The organism is Shewanella sp. S1-49-MNA-CIBAN-0167, assembly GCF_040310145.1.
Taxonomy (GTDB): domain Bacteria; phylum Pseudomonadota; class Gammaproteobacteria; order Enterobacterales; family Shewanellaceae; genus Shewanella; species Shewanella psychromarinicola.
Map to the genome: position 1 here is coordinate 1 of NZ_JBEOPO010000324.1, position 264 is coordinate 264.

Here is a 264-nt window from a genome sequence, read left to right on the forward strand (position 1 = left end):
TCCTTAATCCGTGAGGCCAAAATACCAATAACACCTTGATGCCAATCATCCTGAAAAATGGCGATGCCCCACGGTAAATCAGCTTCATTGAGTGACACTTTCGATAAACTTTTTAATGCCTCTTGTTGCATGCCCGTTTCAAGTTCGCGGCGCTCTTGGTTTAATCCATCTAATTCCGCTGCCATTCTTCTGGCTAACATGATGTCTTCACACAGTAAGGTTTCAACCCCTAGCGCCATTTCATCTAAACGCCCAGCTGCATTG

General features: G+C 45.1%; 1 pseudogene. It reads right to left on the reverse strand.

The annotated features are described in order from the left end of the window. A pseudogene (locus AAEZ00_RS21495) lies at positions 1-264 on the reverse strand (single-stranded-DNA-specific exonuclease RecJ); the annotation flags it as partial.